Annotated in this window: 20 protein-coding genes; all 20 read left to right on the forward strand. The window is 28.5% G+C overall.

The genetic code is table 11. From position 1 onward, the window contains the following. The first annotated feature begins 5 nt into the window (after positions 1-5). The 20 genes from N4T77_RS00100 (at position 6) to N4T77_RS00195 (ending at position 19,475) form a co-directional block, all read left to right on the forward strand. Positions 6-1,070 carry a ParB/RepB/Spo0J family partition protein gene (locus N4T77_RS00100; RefSeq protein WP_261669665.1) on the forward strand — a complete coding sequence of 355 codons (1,065 nt, stop codon included), beginning with the start codon at positions 6-8 and terminating at the stop codon, positions 1,068-1,070. Positions 1,071-1,174: 104 nt separating this feature from the next. Continuing rightward, a complete protein-coding gene (locus N4T77_RS00105) occupies positions 1,175-1,495 on the forward strand; it encodes a hypothetical protein (protein WP_261669666.1) in 321 nt (106 codons plus the stop codon). 334 nt (positions 1,496-1,829) lie between these two features. Then, entirely contained in the window at positions 1,830-2,732 is a 903-nt protein-coding gene (locus N4T77_RS00110) for a MerR family transcriptional regulator (protein WP_261669667.1), read from the forward strand. 902 nt (positions 2,733-3,634) lie between these two features. Further along, a complete protein-coding gene (locus N4T77_RS00115; RefSeq protein ID WP_261669668.1) occupies positions 3,635-4,216 on the forward strand; it encodes a hypothetical protein in 582 nt (193 codons plus the stop codon). A gap of 610 nt (positions 4,217-4,826) precedes the next feature. Next, complete coding sequence (locus N4T77_RS00120; RefSeq protein ID WP_261669669.1) at positions 4,827-5,138, forward strand: DUF960 domain-containing protein; 312 nt, start codon at positions 4,827-4,829, stop codon at positions 5,136-5,138. Between the two features lie 50 nt (positions 5,139-5,188). After that, positions 5,189-5,557 (forward strand): nucleotidyltransferase domain-containing protein, encoded by a 369-nt coding sequence (locus N4T77_RS00125; RefSeq protein ID WP_261669670.1) that lies wholly within the window; start codon positions 5,189-5,191, stop codon positions 5,555-5,557. A 37-nt stretch (positions 5,558-5,594) separates the two neighbouring features. Next, positions 5,595-6,035, forward strand: a complete 441-nt coding sequence (locus tag N4T77_RS00130) for a hypothetical protein (RefSeq protein ID WP_261669671.1) — start codon at positions 5,595-5,597, stop codon at positions 6,033-6,035. A gap of 17 nt (positions 6,036-6,052) precedes the next feature. Next, positions 6,053-6,634 (forward strand): YodL domain-containing protein, encoded by a 582-nt coding sequence (locus N4T77_RS00135; RefSeq protein ID WP_261669672.1) that lies wholly within the window; start codon positions 6,053-6,055, stop codon positions 6,632-6,634. Between the two features lie 37 nt (positions 6,635-6,671). After that, positions 6,672-6,845, forward strand: coding sequence for a hypothetical protein (locus N4T77_RS00140; RefSeq protein ID WP_261669673.1), 174 nt, complete (start codon positions 6,672-6,674; stop codon positions 6,843-6,845). 16 nt (positions 6,846-6,861) lie between these two features. Continuing rightward, positions 6,862-7,017, forward strand: a complete 156-nt coding sequence (locus N4T77_RS00145) for a hypothetical protein (protein ID WP_261669674.1) — start codon at positions 6,862-6,864, stop codon at positions 7,015-7,017. A 708-nt stretch (positions 7,018-7,725) separates the two neighbouring features. After that, positions 7,726-8,184 (forward strand): hypothetical protein, encoded by a 459-nt coding sequence (locus tag N4T77_RS00150; RefSeq protein ID WP_261669675.1) that lies wholly within the window; start codon positions 7,726-7,728, stop codon positions 8,182-8,184. 23 nt (positions 8,185-8,207) lie between these two features. Next, on the forward strand, positions 8,208-8,381 hold the full coding sequence (locus N4T77_RS00155; RefSeq protein ID WP_261669676.1) for a hypothetical protein: 174 nt from the start codon (positions 8,208-8,210) through the stop codon (positions 8,379-8,381). Positions 8,382-9,001: 620 nt separating this feature from the next. Continuing rightward, on the forward strand, positions 9,002-10,798 hold the full coding sequence (locus N4T77_RS00160) for a cell wall-binding repeat-containing protein (RefSeq protein WP_261669677.1): 1,797 nt from the start codon (positions 9,002-9,004) through the stop codon (positions 10,796-10,798). Positions 10,799-11,047: 249 nt separating this feature from the next. Beyond that, positions 11,048-11,512, forward strand: coding sequence for a hypothetical protein (locus tag N4T77_RS00165; protein WP_261669678.1), 465 nt, complete (start codon positions 11,048-11,050; stop codon positions 11,510-11,512). 285 nt (positions 11,513-11,797) lie between these two features. Next, entirely contained in the window at positions 11,798-12,595 is a 798-nt protein-coding gene (locus N4T77_RS00170) for a hypothetical protein (protein ID WP_261669679.1), read from the forward strand. Between the two features lie 294 nt (positions 12,596-12,889). Next, complete coding sequence (locus tag N4T77_RS00175) at positions 12,890-13,354, forward strand: DUF3888 domain-containing protein (protein ID WP_396125061.1); 465 nt, start codon at positions 12,890-12,892, stop codon at positions 13,352-13,354. A gap of 1,225 nt (positions 13,355-14,579) precedes the next feature. After that, complete coding sequence (locus tag N4T77_RS00180) at positions 14,580-15,248, forward strand: hypothetical protein (protein ID WP_261669680.1); 669 nt, start codon at positions 14,580-14,582, stop codon at positions 15,246-15,248. A gap of 273 nt (positions 15,249-15,521) precedes the next feature. Further along, positions 15,522-16,139: a recombinase family protein gene (locus tag N4T77_RS00185; protein ID WP_261669681.1), complete on the forward strand. Its 618-nt coding sequence runs from the start codon at positions 15,522-15,524 to the stop codon at positions 16,137-16,139. A gap of 383 nt (positions 16,140-16,522) precedes the next feature. Next, positions 16,523-18,310 (forward strand): recombinase family protein, encoded by a 1,788-nt coding sequence (locus N4T77_RS00190; protein ID WP_261669682.1) that lies wholly within the window; start codon positions 16,523-16,525, stop codon positions 18,308-18,310. 247 nt (positions 18,311-18,557) lie between these two features. Then, the gene (locus N4T77_RS00195; protein ID WP_261669684.1) at positions 18,558-19,475 is read left to right on the forward strand and encodes a hypothetical protein; all 918 of its coding nucleotides are present in this window, start codon (positions 18,558-18,560) and stop codon (positions 19,473-19,475) included. The last annotated feature ends 513 nt before the right edge of the window (positions 19,476-19,988 follow it).

The raw sequence follows: 19,988 nt of genomic DNA on the forward strand, positions 1-19,988 counted from the left end.
AAAAAATGTTTAAAAAAAGAAATTTTAAAGTATCGGATGAAACAATAAGGATTAAAGACATTATAGCAGGGGAGAGAACACATAAGAATCAACAAATAATTTTGTCACTAATGGAGAGTATTGAAGCAAATGGATTGATAAATCCTGTAACTGTTGAAAGAACAGCCGATGGAGTAATCAACTTAATAGCAGGATATCACAGAACTTGTGCTTATAAAGGTTTAGGATATACGGAAATACCTGCAAGAGTAATAGCATACAATAAGGATGTCACAAAGGTAGAAAGAGAATTAACAAATGCAATCCTAAAAGGTGAAGAAGATATAATCAGAAAAGTTTTGACTCCATATCAGTTAGCAAAAGAAATAATTGCTCTTGAAGATGCTTATATAAAAAAATATCCTGATTACAAAATCGATCCTCAGAAATACATAGAAATATATAAGCAAAAAATAGAAGCAAGAGATAGAGCTAGGTTACAAGCTAAAGCAGCGGAAACAAAGTCTGATAAGGAAATGTTTGAAAAGATTGCACACAATGCTCAACTAGATGTAGAAAAGTTTGTTCCTCCAATGGAAAAATTAATAGGAACTAACAATTTAACACCTAAGAAAGTTGAATTAGTTGAAAAACTTGCAGATTTAGAAAAGAAAAACAGAGGTATCATAAATGTTTTAGAACAGGATAAGGTTTCACAGACACAACTTACAAGAGTTGTAGACAAGCTATCCACACCCGAAGTTGCTGATGATTATAATAATTATAATTCACAGGACAGAAAGCAGCTATTAAGGGAGCTTGAAACTCAGAGCAAGATTGAAAACATAGATATGCCGAATGTAAAAGTTAATGATGGTATAATTGAGATTGGTAAGAACAAGATTCACTGTATAGCAAGACATGATATGCTACACTTGGTACAAGAAAACAAGTACAACATGAAGTTTCACGTAACAAGTGAAAAGCAATTCGACTCAGTTATCAAGGCAATGACATTGGAACATTTCACTGGATTGATGGTTTTCTTTGATGATGAATGTTTTAGGGTATTTGCTGACAACTTAAAATAAGCAATCAAGAATCCGTATATTCAAATCAGAATATGCGGATATTTTTTATATATTTTTTAGAAGTTATGTCCCCTTGCAAACAATAAATTTGAGGGGAAATTTGTATGTATAAAGTTACAGATATTACAGGAGAAGTGTTAACTTTAGATAGGGAAGGATTTAAGGATTATTTAGTAGAAGCTCTTATGAACAGAAGGGCACAGAAAGAGGATATTGAGGAAATAGAAAGCGATATAAGCGAGATAGTGAATAACGAAACATATACTGTAACTTTTGATAGGAAACAAGTTTTTACTCTAATCAAAGAAAATTTAAAAGAATTTTATGAAACTGTAAGTTTAACTGCAAGAGTTGGTTTCTTTGTTAAAGCTGAAGATAAAGGAAAAGTAGAAAATGCTGTATTTGATGATATAGAAGAAATATAACTTATTTTGGAGGATGGTAGTGCATTAGAAATATTAGAAATAAATTGGTATTTGATTAATAGTGCAAGGAGTGGAAATGTAAGTCAACTAAATGTCAGAGATTTTGAAAGATATATATGTGCATACTGAAAAAATGTGACATAACTATTAAAATTGGAAATATGAATGAGGATCTTTGAGAACTGAATAATGCGGTGAGTAATTTTTGTGATTTAAAATGATTTTAATTCTACTAAGTTAGATATTAAAAAAGGCATTGACATGTACCCTACAGACACCATTAGTATAAAACTAAAGAATTGAAAGTTTATAAAGTTTATAGGAGGCATACAATATGAATATTAAGATTGCATCAGAGAAAACTGGTTTAACAAAGAAGGCGATTAAATACTATGAGAGTGAGGGGTTAATTAGCCCTTTAAAAAGATGTGAAAATAATTATAGGGAATATTCAGATGATGATATTGTTAAGCTGAATTTAATTGGAGCACTGAGAGCTTTAGATATACCAATTTTAGATATAAAAGATGTGATTGCAGGTAAAAAAAGTTTTCAAGAAATTTTAATGGAGTCTCTAACAAAAATAAATGAAAATATAAATCACCTGGAAAAAAGTAAATTGATCATTACAAGTCTTATAGAAAATAATTTAGGTAATTACAAAGCATCAGGAGAACAAATTAGAAAACTAAGAGAAACATTAGAGCTATCTAGAGATGGTAAAAAAGAATTTATATCAGAGAACTTACTTAGAATATTTCCAGGAAACTTTGGACAGTTTATTGTTGCTATGTATGAACCATTTTTAAGGATCACAATTGATAATGATGAAAAAAAGAAAATATGGCTAAGACTTGTGGAATTTTTAGATTCTGCAGATGAAATAGATGAAGATACTTTAATAATAGAAAAAATTAATAAATCAGGTGCTGATGAGTTAGATGGATTAAAAAAAATGATGAATGATCAAATTAAAAACTCATTAAATTGTTATGAGAACGTTAAGGATAGCATGATAAATGATCAAATTCAATTAACAAAGTCTTTAAAAGAAAATGAAGAAACTAAAGATAAATTTATTAAAGATGCTGAATTAGCAAAACAACTAAACAAGATAATTTATCCAATTCAAGAAGATTTTGAGGAATATTTATGTATACTTAATGAAGATTATAGAAAATACAAAGAAAATACAAAGAAAATACAACTAAGATGTTGTCTGATGTTAATAAAGTAGTAAAAGATAAACTAAGATATACATCAAATGAATTAATACAAGCATTTAATCAAGAAAATTAGAATACACTTTTTTATTTAGTATTACAATTGAAAAAGTAATTTATCTGAACACCGCATTATTCAAAAATTAAGTTGATACATTAAAAAGTTAATATATACTTTATTTATAATTATTGTCGTATCATAGAAAAACCATTTAATAGATGAACAAGCTATTAAATAGCAAATAAGTATGCTGCATTAATCCTAATATAAAAATATATTGGGTAGATACAGTTGATACATGTCATTGAAAGAATTTTGTTAAATGATTTAAATAAGTTATTTTATTAAAAATAAAAGAGAGTACTTTCAATTAATATATTGTGGGTACTTTTTTTGTATGTAATATTATGGATGATAATTGAATTTTGTGAATTTGAATTTATGTAAAATAGTGATTTAACGAGTTTAGAGTGGGTTTAAATTAATTAATAATATGTTTTGGAGTATAAGTATGTCGATATATAAAAATTGACTAAAACAAGCCGAAATGAGTTTAAATGAGGTTGTGTTATATGTTAAAAAAATGTAAAAATAAAATATGAAAAAGTTGAATTTTGTATATTTTTATAAAAAGGTAATACGAAAGAACATATCTAAATTAGATTGAGTGTTTGAAAAAACAATATACACTTCACAAATTAATAACTGTAGAAGTTTATAAGTTATAGATGTTATATACTTATAAGAATAATTACAATAGCTGTAATAGATAAAATTTTTAACTTATAAAAACTACAGCAACATTATATGAAAAGAGAGTATAAGTGTTCAATATCATATTATATTAATATCTCTACCTGTTATATAGCATTTAATAGAAATAATATCAACAAAATATAACTGGAGGGAAAAATTATGGTGACGAAAGAATCAATCTACAAAGAAATTATTAAATATAAGTTTATGGAAGCAGCAGCTAAAGCTATAAGCCTTGTGGCTGGTTGTTTAAGTTGTAATAAGCTTATTCCTAATAATCATTATACTGTTCCTAGTGAGATAGCTTCTGATGATGTCATTGAAATATTTAGTAATTATTCATCTCTTCCTTGGGATGACTTTGAAGATCTTATTAATATTAGGGAGTATCCATGTATGCAAGAAGGATTTTTAGGAATGTATTCAGAATTAGATGTCTATGGCTCGTTAATTATATATATTAAATATCTATACTTAAGCATATTAGAGGGAACAGAAGTTGTATGCATTGATTATGGTTCTGATGATTACATTAGTAATTCTTTTTTATTTATAAAGGATGGGATACTTTATAGCATCTCCTTTCAAATAATGTATAATTTAAGAAACTGTAATTTTGTAAATACAACAATTGAAGCATATGATGCTATCAATTCAGAAGTAGCAAAAGAATATTACAAAGAGCTTGAACGCTATCAATATATAGCAGAGTATTTCTATGAGGAAAATTATATTTTATAGATTATGTTTATTGGAAGAAAATGTGTAGATGAAGTAGTAAAGGAAAAATAATTATAAACTGTATATACACTTGATAGCTTTAAAACTAATTTAGAAACAGTTCTTGATTTTTTAAAAATAATTGAGGATATCAGCACTGAGTGATAGTAATCAAATATTTGTAAGAGCATTACCCTACCAGCATTTCAATAAAATTGAGTCTAAATTTGATTCTGATTAAATAGTGGAATGGCTAAAGTTGCCTACTACTACTATTAAGGAGGCAGTAAGTATCTGTATATCAAATTGAACATTTATTTAGGTTAGTTAGTTGTGGTGAAATAAATACTTATAGAATTATTAAAAGACTATTTGAAATGTAAGCTTACAGTTCAGATAGTCTTTATTATTTATAGATTATCTGTAATAAGACGTACTGAGATTATAGAAATATGTGAGTTAAACAGTAAGTAAATATTAAAAAGTAAAGAATGTATTGAAATTGTTTAGATTTAATAATTACAAAAATTTTTTATAATTTTAACGAGTTGACTATTGAATTTTGTTTCAGGTTATATTACCATCTTTCACCAAGATAAACTTTGAGATTAAAAGAAAAGGGTGTGAGAATATGTTTCAGAATGACAGGTATATGACTTGTGGAATCAAGGAGAAAATCAATGAAAAGAATCCACTAACTTTTTTATTATTATGGGACTTGATTGATAACATGGACATTGCTGAAAATGAAAAAGACTATCTGCAAATATTTGTACTGCGTGCTAAGTTTGGTAAGAAAAATATGCAGGAGGTGGAACATACACAAGAAAAACCACCATGCAAGAAAATTCATAGGTACTATACAGAAAAGCCTGTAGATGCAAAAATTTATGTAATTGATAGTCGAGACTATAGTACCATGATGCTTACAGAAGAGTATTAATCTTAATAAGGTGTTAAGGCAAGGAGCAATTGAGAAAGGAAGAATACTATATGAGAAAAAAGAAAGTACTCCTAAATAAAGAGCAAGTTCTACAGCTTTTGAAAGACATGAAGAATAACAGCATACTGGATAATGTCAGAGTCGGTTTAGCAGGTTCATTTGCACGAGGCAAAAACAAAAAGTCAAGTGATATAAACATTGTAATTTCTTATTTGGAGGAGTTAGATGATTTGAAAATCTTTGAGTACATCTGCAATTATATGACATCTAATAGTGATTATAAAATAGATATTCTTCATTTAGAATCAATAGCTAAAGAAGATGAAATGATGGATAACATAGTGAAATCAATAGGATTACCTAAAAATGAGTATAGCGCATATAAAAATATACTAAAAGAGGTTATTTGGATTGAATAGCATAAATTATACGAACAGATGAAAAAGTCATTTTATTATGAAAGGAAAGTTTATAAGAAAGGTGGGCATTAAAATGAATTTTAAATTTATTGAGGAAACACTGAAAGAAAAATATCCACATATCAATACAAGTGACCATATGTGGAATGAATTGGTTAATGCTAGTATTGAGTGTGGTTGTGGATGGTATGACCTTATTATTGAATTAGTTGGAAAAATAGAAGAGATTTATAAAAAAAAGAACATAAGCATATCTGAATTCAAGATAGAGCGAATTAGAGAAAAGTATGGACAACTATACTTTGATGCAGAATCAAGAATAAAAGAAGTATACATTATAATCTCAGAGTATGAGAATAAATCAAACACAGTTTGTGATGAATGCGGAAAAGTAGGCAAACTTTGTGAAAGAAATGGATGGCTGGAAACATTGTGTGAAAAGTGTGCACATGAGAATGGTTATAAAAAAATAGAATAAATGCGGATGTGAAGAATATGAAAAATGAAATAAGGTTTAGGTTATACCAAATTAATAAAGACCTTCCTATAGATATTATAGAAGGTCATTTATCTTTAGAAACTACAGAGGACATCGATCCGAAAATATATAGGCTTACATGGGAGAGCCTAGAAAATTCAGATTTAGAAGCATTGTATAATAAATACAATACAGATAATCGTCCTAACAATTATGTGTGTAGAAGTATATCAACGTCAGATATAGTTGAGATTGAAGATGAGAATAATACTAGTATTTTTTATCTTTGTAGTAATTTTGGTTGGACAGAAATTGAATTTGATAAAAACCAAGTACCACCTGAGATGGGCTTTGACCAATGGTATATAAATACTGATATGGAAAGAAGAAAATCACTTCGTATGGAAATGGGAGCTAAAGCAGTTGTTCAAATAATGGTTCAACGACTCAAAAAGTCAAATAGGGCTGTTTTAAGTAAGTTTAAAAGCTCTAAAACCTATGAGAATTTATATGATGAAAAAACAAAATTATGGTCTAAAAGCCCTTATTATGTTGCAGATGTATTTGAAAAAGAAATTGAGGAAAAAGAAAATAATTAAAATTTTAGACAGTTTATTATAGGGAGAGTTGATTATAATGGGTAATCAAGAAATAACGGAAATGATTCAAGACTTAGAGAGGAAAGAAGCAAACAAAGAGAAGCTGACAGTCTGCGAGTTAACAATACTTGATTTAAACAATGGAGCTAAGAAAGAAAACAGGGAGTTAACAGATAGAGAAATTGAATTTATAAAGTTTTGGATGGAATGATGTTAGGGGTAGACTGATGAAGATATTTTGTACTTCGGATATTCATGAAGCTTTTGGAGTTGAAAAATTGAATAAAACTATTGTAATAAATTGTGCGTGCATGAAAGGAAAAGTAAGAGGCATAATTTTTGAAACAGAGTCCAATTCATATAAGGAAGTGCTTTTAAAATAAGAAAAGGAACTGATATAACTATTAATATACTAATTTATAAGAGAATATAAAGTTTATACCTATTTTAGTAAAAATAATTTAGTTGAAGACAGTATAAATAAAAAAGCCAAGCATTTAAAATCACTTTGATAAACATAATAGTTTATTAAGGTGATTTTTTGTATATACAGCGATATCAAAAGACAATACAGCTACTGGTGAATCAGCAATAATATAAATTTTAAAGTTGTTATGAGTAAATTATAAGCAGCTAATTTAATTAAAATATCTAATGAAAAGTTAGAGGGAGCATGAAGAGAAAAAGAGGATAACATCAAAGAAAAAATAACGATACAGTTGGTTAAATTTTTAATTTTAAAAATTGAATAGAAAATTGGTGTAAAGTTTTGGAAATTTATTAGATTTATAAGTTGTTAAAAATGGTTTTGGTAAAATAAGGTGAATGTTGGATTTTTAAGAATTGTAGATTTTCAATGGCTTATTAATAAGAATTAGGTCACTGGGCAACAAGTATAGACTTATGAACATATTAGATTATCTAATTAACACAATTTGTTTAACTTGGTGGTATTAAGTGGTATAATTTGTTTATTACTTAATTTGGATATGTGAAACAATGCGACTTATGAAAGATGTAAAATAACTCAATAAATAGTAATTTGTAGAAGTGAATACTTTGGAAAAAACTATGTGGGATATTGAGATAAAATGATGATACCATTTGATACATTGGCTGTATATCCATATGATGATGTAGATGAATATAATATTGAACCGACTTTTGTGAAGATAATGGAACTTTTAAATGTGGAATTTAATGTATGTAGAATTATTGAAGCACTATATAGTTGTAGAAGTGATAAGAGTGCTATAGAAGTACATTATTTTTTAGATTCATTTAATGAATTTATTATACTTGATACATACATTGCCCCAACAGACCAATTAGATTTTATATATATTATGTTTAGTAGTGAAACTTATAAAGGCGGAGATTTGCGGAAATTAGCACATATATTTTATACAGATACATGTAAATATAACGTATATTATGAGGAAGGCTACAATGTCATCAAAAATAGTACAAAGATTGATATTACAAAACCAGATAAGATATATTCCAATGATATAATGAAAGGTAAAAAAATTAATCTTATTTCAAAATAATAAAATATTTAAAGAATATAATAATGAAGTATAAATTTATTATAAATACACCTATTAGTATAACAGCAGAGAATAGAACTAAGATTAAAAACTTAATTAAGAGCTTAGAAGCTATTAATGCTATAGATGAATATATTGCAAAACTTATTATAGCTGAAGTTGAATGTTTAGATTATTTAGAGAAACATGGATTATAATTGTAAGTAAGAAGTTTTTAGGTGTCATTATCTAATGAAGCAATGGACTAGCTTCTCCTCTTCCTTCCCTCAGAAGAAAAGCTGGTCCATTGGCATTTATTTATTATGGCTACTTCGCTCAAACCAGAAAGTGTTTCTCTGGGGATATCAATAGTGTCTCCTTTACAGTCGAAAGAAAATTTGTGCAGCCATAATAAGCTTGTCTAAACTCGCCCAATCTATTGTTTAGCAAAATAAACAAGCGTTCAGAGAAGTGCCCTTAGGTCCTGCTGAGGCATTACTTTGTGGTCACTTAACGAAGCAAGTTTTTAATAATTAGTTACTTTTAGTTCCGTTCCGGCACAAGGGTGGACATGCTTTTAACTCTTGGTTTCTAGTACAAGCAATAAAGTGACTTGTCCTTATAACCTAGGTTACAAGGCAAGTCCACCCTTTCCGGTTTATGTGTTATTTTATTAGCATACAAGTTTCTTTACTGGTATATGTAAAAGCAGTTTTAAAAAATAAATTGTTTTTATTTGTAAACAAAAATACTAATATAGCTTAATATGGTATAATTAAACAAGGAACATTTTAACACATTTAATATAACTTTTAAATCTACAATACAGGAGGGAAACATGAATAAACTAATTTTAAAATTTGCTACAGTTCTAGTAGTTTCTATTATGTGTCTGACAAACTTAAGCAATGTAAAAGCTGATAACTCATCATCTACAACATCCACTAACACTTCTGTTATAAAAAAAATAACAGGATCAAATAGCTTTGATACTTCAATATCAGTAAGTAAATCAGGTTGGGATAAGTCTGATAGTGTAATTATTGCAAGTCCAGCTGATTTCCCAGACTCACTAAGCGGAACTATTCTCGGTATTCAACTTAATGCTCCTATACTATTTTCTAGTGCTGATAATTTAACATTCACACTTCCAAATGGTAACACATATGATGGTGCGTTACTTTCTGAAATAAAAAGATTAGGTGCTAAAACTGTTTATATACTAGGTGGAGAAAGTTCAATCTCTTCTTTGATAGAGAATACTATTAAGAGTCGAGGATATCAGACTGTAAGATTAAGTGGTGATGATAGGTTTAAAACAGCAATTGCTGTAGGACAAGAAGTAGTTAAAAAGAGTAAATCTGATACTGCATTTATATGTAATGCTTATGGATTTGCAGATGCTTTGGCAGGCTCAACCTTTGCTGGAAAGTCAGGAAGTCCAATATTATTGACAGATAAAGCAACCTTAAATAAAGAAAGTAAGAAAGCTTTAACCGACTGGAATATTAAAAAAATATATATATTAGGTGGCCAAGGGGTAGTATCTTCTAATGTAGAAAATGAGCTTTCTACTATAGGCATAAGCATAAATAGAATTGGTGGTGCAGATAGATATGATACAGCAAAAGCAATAATTAATAATTTCAACAGTTCACCACAATCTCTTACTGTAGCCACGGGGAAAGATTATCATAATGCTCTTGTAGCTTCTGTATATGCTAGTAAAGAAAATGCTCCACTAATGTTATTTGATAATGATTGCAACTCAACAATAAAGGGATTCTTAAAGAATAAAAGCTTGATAGCAGTTGGAAATGAAGATATTGACTTAAATAACTATGATTTCTCTGACTTACCTGATATAGAAGTACCAAACGCTCATGAAGTGACTTACGATAAGAGAAGTGAAGCTTTTAATAAAGGCTCAGCTTTATTTAACTATGATATGTACTCAGACCAGCAAAAATATGGTGGACAAACTTCTATGGCATATTGGGATTTAACTTCTGGAGAATTTTCTGGAATAGATATTGATAAACCAGTATCAATGTGGTCAGAGCCAGTATTAATATTAGATTTATTCATCTATGACCAAAGAAGCAAAGGTCAAATAGACGGGAATGAAAAGTTATTCTATAAGAGAGACACTAATGGTACAAAACTATTTAAGACTGTAGCTGAATTACAGAGATTAGCTACACTTAATGATGATGAAACTGCTTATACTGTACTTGCAAATACATATAATACTCAGGCTGCAGCTAATTTTGAAAAGAGTATAGTAGGCAATGTTAGCAATAACGGATATACACCAAGACAGATGCTATTAATAGCAAGACGTGTATATGCTTTCATAAACACTAATACAGACCTTGCAAAAGAATTTAAATCAATCCTTCAAGACGAAACTACTGGCGATATTGTTAGTAAAGCTAAGTTTTCAGCAGGGACAAAAGTTATACACAGAGCGTACGACAGTCAGGCAGGAGCTGTTACAGGTGATTGTATGATAGTTCTAGGAGATAAGCCGTTCATAATGTTTATACAGTATGAATCAGTTTATACTACAGTTAATAATAGTTGGTTAGCAGGATATGTAAATAAAGTTTACAATCACGTTAACGGAAAATAATAAAATAAAAGGAGATAGCTGTTGTTTTCGGTTATCTCCTTTTATTTTACTGTTGAGCAGAGTATATTAATTCAACTTTAAGCTGGATAAATATATTTTGTGCTGACAAATATAATAACTCTGATATTTATTACATACTAAAGGTACCTCGTATTGATTAGCCATATTTCATTTTGTGAAAATAAAGGGACTTTTACAATTATGTAGAATTAATAACATAAATAAACTATGAAAAGAGGTAAATAAAAAATGGGTAAGTGTAGTTTTTATGATAGCAGTAAATTAATATGTAATAATCCCAAGAATCCTGAAGGAATAGCTAGTAAAACTGGTGTTAGTTCAAGTGTATGTGGTTCTCACGCTGAAAAATGTATGTTGAATGGAAGTAAACCTTCTGGAAAGTGTAGTTTTTATAATAGTAATAAATTAATATGTAATAATCCTAAGAATCCTGAAGGAATAGGTAGCAAAACTGGTGTTAGTTCAAGTGTATGTGGTTCTCACGCTGAAAAATGTATGTTAAATGGAGGTAAACCTTCTGGAAAGTGTAGTTTTTATAATAGTAATAAATTAATATGTAATAATCCTAAGAATCCTGCTGGCATAGGTACTAAAAGCGGTGTTAGTTCAAGTATATGTGGCTCTCACGCTGAAAAGTGCGATATACATAAGATAAAATCAAAAACATTAAAAATAACATTCGAGATTGAGTAATTAATTCATATGGGTACTGATTTTATTTCAGTATCCTTTATTCATTATATTAAACATATATAACTTTTGATGATAGCTAATATTTAAACGTAAAAAGAAAGCTATTTTTATTATATTGGTATTTATTTCGATTTAAGGTTGAGTATCATAAATTAGAATTTGTTAGTGAGGAAAACTTCAGTGAATAATAATACCTCTGGTATGAGAGAGGTTTAAGGAGGATATATGGAAGAGAAAGAAATAGATGATAAACTTTACCGGGTTGTTCATAAAAAGGGCAAACATTTGGTTAATTCGAAGAAAAAAGATGGAACCCTTAGTGGCCTTCAATTTGACGATGTTAACAATTCGATGAGCGGACCAATTGAGTTGATTGAGGTAGACGAAGAGGAATTACAGAGTACAGTAGTAATTCAAGAAAGGCCTACTTTTGGTCAAATGCTTATTGAAGAAGTTGTAGTGCCAGGAATCAGCGAAGCGGTCCAAAAAGGGCTAAATATCGGATTCAATTATTTTGAAAGATGGCTTGAAGAAAACGCTATTCCTAAAACAAAGAAAAAGGTAAAGGAATTTAGTGAAAATGCAAAGATCGTAATGAGTGGAGTGAGGGATGGCCTTGCAGGTAAAGAAACAAAAGCAGCTCGATTAATAAGGGAAGCTGAAGACCGGAAAGCAAACGGCACACAGATTGTTATAACAGAGAATGTGTCGGTTGAAACTGCGAAGGAAGAAAGACATAACTCAAAAGATTATAAAGAGGCCAGAAGCGTAGAAGAAGTTCAGGCGCTTATCAATGCTATGAGAAATAGTGCTATAACATTAGCAACATGTATAAGGATACTCTCAAATACAGTTGTGAAAGACAAAGGAGGAAGTCCAGAATTACGTCTTGAAATGCAAAAAGAACTTGAAAGCCTTACAACGCAAGAAATGATGGGACAAATTAATCAATTACTGGAAGATAAAAATAGAAACTTGCTTGATCAAAGCTCTTTGATGATGCTTGCTGCTTTCAGGGATGGGAACTTTATTGTAGACGGTGAACCTGTTCCTATAAAATATTTTTTTAAAAAATTTGAATAATGTTTGAATGAAAAAGAAAAAGTAGGTATATTAAGACAATAGTAAAATTATTCTGTTCAAATTTATTGGTGACTTATATTTCTATTTAGACGATTAATTCTTCAAATTCCAATTTGTAGAGTTGAGATAACATAATTTTAGATTCAGTTCTGTCAGAACTTTCTTGATGAGCGTTACAAGTGTAATTAAATGCATCACAGTATTTTGAGATACAGTAACAAGGTCTTTTTTATTTCATAATAAATCCACTGATAAGAGAAACTATTGGTAGAACATTCTTTGGAGGTGGTTTTTTTGAAGAAAATTGTGTTTGTAATAAGCCTTTTAACAGTAATAACATCTTTCACATTTCCATGCCATGCTCATGAAGCAATTATAAAACAACCAAGTAAAATTGAATCAACAAAACCAATAGAGAACTCAAAGGAAATTATTTATAGAGATGTGATTACTTCACTACTTGTACCATATATACAAAAAGAAATAAATAATTATTATAAAGAATATTTAACAGAATCTCCAATGATTTTTGCGTATAGTATTGATATAGTAAGTGCTAAAAGAAAAGGAGGTTCTGGTTACTTAATCGAATTAGAAGTTATAGCACATCCATACGTTGGAGCACATAATACTGTTGGAGATGAAAGGATATTAATTGAAACGGGAGGGCTTGGTTCGGTTGAGATTAAGAAATTTGAACACATTAAAAGTTATCCACTGCCATCGCACTTGCAACACATAATAAAGAAACCATATTAGGTACATTTATTTAACAACAACTTTAATACGTAATATTCTTATAATCTTCATCTACTACTAATGAAATAAGAATAGACTATATTATGGAAGTTACATCCGTAATGTAGTCTGTTTTCATGTCGGCTATATAACTAAAAAAGACTAATATAAATTTAAATATACTTTATATATGAAATAAGTGAATGAAATTTCAATAAAAGCTTTTATTAAGAAAATAGAAGTTTAAGTTATTCGTTATTCGAGGCTTTGGAAGTTAAATGTTTTAATGAAAAAGTAAAAATTAGATTTTGTAAGTTTTAACTATGCAATATAATAGGCTTCTAAAGTTTGAAAAATTGGAAAGTAAGTTAAATATCATTAATAGTAAGAATGTGCTTTTATTGAGTATATAAGCATGTTCTTTTATTTTTTCTAGAAATAAGGTTTTTTATAATAGTAGGTTTTTTAGCAGGCAGCCAATGAGCTAGTTTGAAAAATGATGGATATTTATATTTTATAAAATCAAATTAATTTATAGATGCGTTGTAGTGGCTAGTATAGATAGGTATAAGCATTTTAATTATTTTGTAATTATAGCTTAGTTGAATATTTTATTTAGATTTTAATGAACTTTCTTTTGTCTAGTTATATAGATAGGTTAAACCTTAGTTTGTTATAGATTGCGAAAATAATTAATTTTATATTTAAAAATGATGACTTTCATTAGGCAAGTTATGAGAATAGAAATCTTCTTTATAACTAACCTTACATGGATGTTGTAATTACTCTAGGAAATTAACAAATTTGAACATTTAATAATTGACTTTTTGTTCAATTGGATTGAATGTCTAATAATTTTAGAATTTCATCCATTAAAATTAAATGTTGCATTCTGAAATAAATTCATAAGAAAAATTTACATTTACTTTGGTTTATTTGATTGAAGTACATTGTAGAGATTGTTTAAATTCTTAAAAAAGAGCATGAAGTTTATATAAATATAAGTAAAGAAAAAATACTTAAAGAGCTAATTCTTGATTTTAAGATTTTAAGTGTAGTTTTTTGTAATTTGAGTGAAAAAAAAAGAGGTTTTAGAAAAATAAAATATATCATAAAACCTGTGGAAAAGAAATTTAGGTAAAAAATATTAAAAATTGAATGAAAATAAAAAACAAGGCATTTAAAATTTTGGTTAGGTATTAATTGAATACATTTACTAATTAAAAATAAGGATGGAGGTATAAACATGAGAGAGATAATGAAAAGAACAAAAGAAATTTATCAAAGTTACGTGGATCCTAAAGGTAACTTTTATGAAAGACCATTTGGTATTCTTGAAAAAATAACTTTGGCTAAAAAACAAGATGATTTTTTAAGGAGATATATTTATGCCATTATAAATACAAGACTAACATCAAAAGCTACAAAAATTTATATAAGGAATACTGGAGCGTCTGTTGCTGCTGCAATAAAAAATTATAATAAGAATCTAAAGGAAAGTGAAAGGCTCAATATAAAATCCTGTCAGTCAAGTATTGATTATGACACAGGAAAACTACTCAAATACTTTCCAGATGAAATGCTTACAGAAATAATATTTTACAATTGTGACTTAACAAGATATGAAAAACAATTAAACTTAGCTCTAGCTAGATATGGTAAAGAAAATAAGCTGCTAACAGATAATTTGATATTAAAAATACACTGTAATGATGTTAAAGACAGTTGCACTGATGAAGAGTTCAGTGAATTAATGTCCATAATTGCTCCATACTTTAAAAAGAGTATACAATACGTAGAGGATAGACTTCCAGAGTCAGTAGGCTACTTACTATATTTGATGAGCACTCCAAGTGCAAATTTGAACTTTGAAGATAAGCAAAGATATAGGATTCTTCAAGGATTGATAGAATAATTAAAGGCAAATAAATGACTAGTTAATAAAAGATAGAGCAATCACTTTTTACGGAGTGATTGTTTTGCTTTGGGTAAAAATAGTTAATATTTTAGTTCTATTTAATGACTAGTTATAAGTTTTTAAAGGTATACCTTTAGGACCATATCAAAATTTAATACTTTTAAGTTTGTAAAGGTTATAAAAATAAATTGCAAACTTTTGTAAATTTTGCTTGACCTTTTTAAACGGATTCGTTACAATCCATCCATTAATTGATGGAGGTTTATTATTGTGAGTAATAAAGTATTTTCTTACATTAGAGTTTCAAGTAAAGAGCAAAATGTTGAGAGGCAACTAAAAGAAGTGCAGGAATTAGGAGTTAATGAAAGAGATATATTTATTGATAAGGCAAGTGGGAAGGACTTTAATAGGCAACAATATCAAGTATTAAAGCAATGTTTACGAGAAGGGGATTTGTTATACATTAAATCACTTGATAGATTCGGGCGTAATTATAAAGAAATCATGCAGGAGTGGAATATTATCACTAAAGAAATTAGAGCAGACATAAAAGTGTTGGATATGGATTTATTAGATACAACTAAAAATAAAGACCTACTTGGAAATTTCATAAGTGATTTAGTGTTACAGGTACTGAGCTTTGTGGCTGAAAATGAGCGAAAGAATATAAAACAGAGACAAGCTGAGGGCATAGCAATCCTAAAAGCTAAAAATGGAGGTAAAGGTATAGGCAGACCAGCTGTACAATATCCAAGTAATTTTAAAGAAGTACATGATAAATGGATGGCTGGAACAATTACTGCTGTTGCAGCTATGAAAGAATTAGGGTTAAAAAAGAATACATTTTATAAGCTAGTTAATAAATATTTAGAAGTCGATTGTAATTAGATAGGACAATCTTTATAAATACATAAGCATTTATGACAATAAAAAATTACTTCCTATTATATATGTATTCAATTAAGCAATAAAATCAGAATGCATTTAATTTGATATCAGTATAAACGATTTTAATAATTTATGGGCAACTACTTTCGTGTAGTTGCCTTTATTAGTTAGAAAATACATATAAAGGATATAAAGACCCTCTGCATGGTTAGTAAGCTTTTTGGGATGTCTTTTATCAAGTTAATTGGTAAAGGAGAAGAAAGATGAATCATAGTAAAAATATGGTAAAAACGCTTATTCAAATCATGTATGACAGAGGAGAAATAAATAGACAGACATACGAGAAAATCATGCAGAAGTTAAAAAAGGGAGGTAAATAATAAATGGCTAAAGCAGCAGTTGAAAAAAAGAAGGTAGCAATCTATGGGAGGGTTAGCTCTGAAAAAGAGTCTCAACTATCGGCAATGGATAATCAAATAGAATGGTACGAGATGATTGCAGCAAAACACCCTGAATGGAAAGTTGTAGATAAATACTTTGATAAAGGAATATCAGGTACTCAAACTAAAAACAGAACAAGATTCTTAAGGATGATTGAAGATGCTAAACAAGGTAAATTTGATTTAATAATAACTCGTGAAGTCAGTAGATTTGCACGTAATACACTTGATACACTGCAATATACTAGGGACTTAAAAAAATTGGGTGTTGAGGTTTACTTTATATTCGAGAATATAAGTACCTTTGATAAAGATGGAGAAATGAGGCTCACATATATTGCATCTGCGGCACAGGATGATAGTAGAAAAATTAGTGAAAGAGCTAAAGCAGGTCAATACACAGCAAGGCAAGTAAAAAAGGTTCTTTATGGAAGTGGAAATATACTTGGGTATAATAGAGTTGGTAAAACATTTGTAATAGATGAAGAGCAAGCAGATACTGTAAGAATGATATTTGACCTATATCTAAAAGGTTATAGTCTCAAAACTATTAAGATGGAATTAACGAAAGCTGGCAGAAAAAATTCCAAAGGAGAAGTAAAATGGCATGAATCAACGTTAAGCAGGATGCTGGAAAATCCAATGTACATTGGTAAGCAATATCAATGTCAAACTACAGTAATAGATTATTTAGAACATAAAGTTAAGAAAAATGATAAAAGTGAATACATTGAAATTCAAGGAGATTTTAAACCAATTATAGATGCAGAGCATTTTGAAAGAGTGCAAACAATTAAAAGTAAAAGAGTAGTAAAGAATCCTGGTAAAAAGGCATGTGGTATAAAACACTCTAATGACATATGGATGAACTTATTGGAGTGCAGTTGTGGTTCTAGCTACCAACAATACAAGTGGAGGAAAAATAAGGGAACTGGTGAAATTGTAAAAGGCTATGTCTGTAGACATAGAATAACTAGTGGAAATACTAAATACAGAATTGAGAAAGGATTACCTTTAGATGGAGCATGTAATACTAAGACATTGAGTGGTTGGGTGTTGGAGCTAATGGCAAAGGATATAATTGAACAAATCTGGGGGTTTAGAAGACAATCAGTAATTACAGCTTTTGAGCTAATTAAGGAAAATTTTGTACTTGATGAAGAAGATAATGTTGATAAAATAAATGAATTAAACTATAAGATAAAAAAGTATAAGCAGAAATTAAAAAAGCTTCTTGATTTATACAATAGTGATTATATTACACTAGAAGAATTTATAAGTACAAGGGATGATTATACTAAGCAAATTAAAGATGCAGAAAACGAATTAATGGTAGTTGAAGGTGGACAACCATTGTTAGAGAAGAAATTAAATAGAAAGTTACAACACATTAAAAATACACTTGAGCAACTAATTGATTTTAGTACTGAAAAATTGGACGAGGACATTATCAACCAACTTATTGATAAAATAATAGTAAAAGGTGATAAAGAATTTGAATGGTTGATAAATCTTTCAGACATTGAAACAACTGATTTATTCAATACTATAATAACTGAAAAGATTGAGGAAAAGAGTGCTAAGACTATAGAAGTTAGAGATAAAAATTATAATCTTGCATTCAAGTCAATGATAACTATTGATAGAGCCAAAGGATACAAAAAAACTTATGGTAAGTACCTAAGGGCGGATAAATGGAAAGACATTAATTTTAGTGTTTATGTGAGATAGCTAAAGAGGGAAACTTAATCCAAATGGATAGGGCTTCCTCTTTTAATGCTTTGTTTAAAAGCATTATTGAAATTTAAGGGATTCATTCATATACAAAATTATTCATATATTATATAATGAAATTATGGAATAATTATAAGTTTGTGTAAAATAATAATTATTTTTACAGAAAGAAATAATGATTAGTTAAAGAGCATATAAATTAATATGTTTGAAGTTGCATTAAACATATCTGAGGGGGAATTCTGTGAGTTACTACAAATATCAAAACGTGAGAGATATGCAATGGTATGAAGAAGAGTATGAAAAAAGACGAAGTGAAGAATTGGAAAATCAGCAAAAAGGCATGTTTTTAGATATTCCTATTTTTAGAAACTGTACTTTTGATTTAGAGAGATTACAGAAAGAAATAGATAGCTTTGAAGAATATTTATTTGTTAAGGAAGATCATCAAACTTCATTAAAATCAAATCTTCATGGATATATTAGCTATTCTAAGGCTACTTATCTTGCTCCTGCATATAACTATAATAAGTATATTGAGCATTTAATTGAGTATAATATAAATATTATGAATAAAAAATACAGTAAAAATTTAGAGTGTTATGAACAATTATTTACAATAGAGATTCAAAATATTTTTATTTCAATAAAATGTTTATTAGATAGACTAGTTACAATATTGTCATTCTATTATAAAGGAATATCAATTACATCTACATTTGGGAGAATCAGTGAAAACAATAAAGCTAATGGGCTTATGAGTGAAGTTTTAAAAAGAAAAGAAAATGATGAGCTTATGGGATTTATCTATTCAGAGTATAATTCATGGATTAAGGAGATTGTTGAACCACGAGATATTATTATGCATTATAATGATATGTATTGTAATGTTCATTATACAGCTGATGGTCGTGAATTTTTTATGCATTCAAATATTAGAATTTTTGATGAGAATAGAAATGATAGTTGGGATTTGCCGTCACCAGATGAAGGGCACTATTATAAATCTTTAATGAAGAGTGTTCAGAATGTATATGAATTTTTTGATACAACATTTGAGGTTTTAAAAAAGAAAAATATAATATATCAGCGTTATCATTTTAAGGAGAAAATTGATTTTGATGAATACAAAAAAAATGATTATAAGTTCACGCAAAAATAAATTAGATATTTATTCAGAAGATTTGTTAATAGAGAATCACTGAATGTGGTTTACGTTATATTTAGAATATACTTCAACAAATTATCTACATAATATATTAGCATATGCATGATGGAAGAGCTTTTGAAACCTCGAATAATAGATAAATTGTAATGGTGTGGAATGATTTAGATAATGCATATACTGCTTTTTTAGAAGTAAGAGCTACTGGACAAAATTTTGAAAATCAAGTTTAAGCTAATATCTTAAAAATAGAAATTTTAAAAAATTTCCAATAGACTATGAGATATTATGAGTGGCAGGTTTAAGTTATTGCGACCTACCGAAAGTAAGTGAAAAAGAGGATAACATGAATAAAGCTTTAGAGGCACTTCGACAATCTAAGTAAATATTTACAATAGAGAGTTAGTTATTAATAAAGACATTGTCAAATGTGTATTAATTTTGTATATGTATATTTAGGTTTATCACAAGTAAAAGATAAAATTTATAATCTTAAAAAGCTTTTGAAAT

The sequence above is a fragment of the Clostridium sp. CX1 genome, assembly GCF_025398335.1.
Lineage (GTDB): Bacteria > Bacillota > Clostridia > Clostridiales > Clostridiaceae > Clostridium_AM > Clostridium_AM tanneri.